The organism is Oerskovia sp. NPDC057915, assembly GCF_042887685.1.
Taxonomy (GTDB): domain Bacteria; phylum Actinomycetota; class Actinomycetes; order Actinomycetales; family Cellulomonadaceae; genus Oerskovia.
In genome coordinates this window covers 1-1,755 of the sequence record NZ_JBHVOS010000050.1, presented here as the reverse complement: position 1 = coordinate 1,755, position 1,755 = coordinate 1, and the positions used below count along the sequence as shown (strand labels likewise).

At 65.6% G+C, this 1,755-nt stretch carries 2 protein-coding genes; both read left to right on the top strand.

Annotated elements, in window-relative coordinates:
• Window positions 1-715: hypothetical protein (locus tag ACFVQ3_RS18785; protein WP_387642400.1), on the top strand; the 715-nt coding region annotated here is incomplete at its 5' end.
• Window positions 716-726: 11 nt separating this feature from the next.
• On the top strand, window positions 727-1,755 hold the full coding sequence (locus tag ACFVQ3_RS18780; RefSeq protein WP_387642398.1) for a glycosyltransferase family 2 protein: 1,029 nt from the start codon (window positions 727-729) through the stop codon (window positions 1,753-1,755).

The following is a 1,755-nucleotide window of genomic DNA, read 5'->3' as shown; positions in this document are numbered from 1 at the left end:
CCTTCTTCCTGAGAGTGAGTGTGTGATGTTCGGTCGGTTGGGTCAGGCGTGGTCGGGGTTTGCTGAGCGGCGTCCGGGGGTGGCGCAGTTCTTGTTGTTCTTCTTGTTGAGCAATGGTGTGACGGTGCTGCAGCTGGCGTTGATGCCGGCGTTCAAGGCGGCGTTCGGGTTGACGGGGTTGGTGGACACGAGCTTTCAGGTGTTGCCGGTGGGGTCGAATCCGGATGGTTCGTCGTTCTTCGTGTTCGACTACGCGGCGGGGGCGTTGCCTGAGGGTGGGGGTGGGTTGGCGTACTTCTTGGCGGTGCAGGTGACGTTGTTGATCGCGCAGGTGATCAACTTCTTCGCGCAGCGCAACGTGACGTTCAAGTCGAACACCTCGATCTGGCGGGCGGCGTTCTGGTACGTGGTGGCGTACGTGGTGATCACGTTCGCGGCGGCGGCGTTGCAGGGCTTGTACAAGGCGCCGATCTACGAGCTGTTGATCGATACGTGGGGGTTGGGCAAGACGGGTGAGACCGCGGCCGACATGGTCACGATGATCATCAACAGTGCTCTATCGTTCTGGGTGTTCTTCCCGATCTTCAAGATCATCTTCAAGCGTGACCCCGAGGTCGAGGCGTCCGAGCCGGCCGCAGGGGCCCCGGCGAGCGTGCCGGTGGCCGGGGGTGCGGGGGAGTCCTCGTCGTCGGCCCGTGCGGGCCAGGAAGTCTGAAGAGTGCGCTGATGTCCAAGCTGTTGACGATCGTCGTGCCGTGCTACAACTCCGCGGCGTACATGCACCGCAGCATCGACTCGTTGCTGGCCGGGGGTGAGCGGGTCGAGGTCCTGATCGTGGACGACGGGTCCTGGGACGCCACGGCCCAGATCGCGGACCGGTACGCCGCGGCGCACCCGGGGGTGGTGCGCGCGATCCATCAGCCCAACGGGGGTCACGGGGCCGCGATCAACACGGGCCTGGCGCAGGCGCGGGGCCGGTTCATCAAGATCGTGGACTCCGACGACTGGCTCGAGGCCGGCGCCTACGCCCAGGTCCTGGACCTGCTGGAATCGTTCGTCACCCACGAGGCCGGGGTCGACATGCTGGTCAGCAACTTCGTGTACGAGAAGGTCGACAAGCGCAACAAGACCGCCGTGCGCTACACCAACGCCCTGCCCGCCGACCGGGTCCTGGGGTGGGAACAGGTCGGGCGCCTGCGCAAGAACCAGTACATCCTGATGCACTCCCTGATCTACCGCACCGACCTGCTGCGCGAGGTCGGCCTGGTCCTGCCCGAGCACACCTTCTACGTCGACAACCTCTACGCCTACGCGCCCCTGCCCGCGGTCCGGCGCCTGTACTACCTCGACGTGGACCTGTACCGGTACTACATCGGACGCGCGGACCAGTCCGTCAACGAGACCGTGATGATCTCCCGCGTGGACCAGCAGCTACGCATCAACCACACCATGATGGAACACCTGTCCGCGGCCCGCGCGAACCCGAGCACCCCCCGCGCCCTCAAGCGGTACATGCTGCACTACCTCGACATCGTGTCCCTGGTCTCCTCGATGCTCCTCGTCCGCGCCGGCACCCGCGAGTCCCTGCGCAAGAAGGACGAGTTCTGGGCCCACGTCCGCGCCTACGACCCCGCCCTGTACCGCCGCCTGCGCCGCACCACCCTGCACCAGATCTCCAACCTGCCCGGCAGACCCGGACGCCACCTCTCCGTCCTGGCCTACAAAGCCGCCCAACGCGTCATCGGCTTCAACTAG

Excerpts from the sequence above, each read along its gene's own strand:
- ACFVQ3_RS18780 (WP_387642398.1), top strand. The coding sequence starts at position 727 with ATGTCCAAGCTGTTGACGATCGTCGTGCCGTGCTACAACTCCGCGGCG.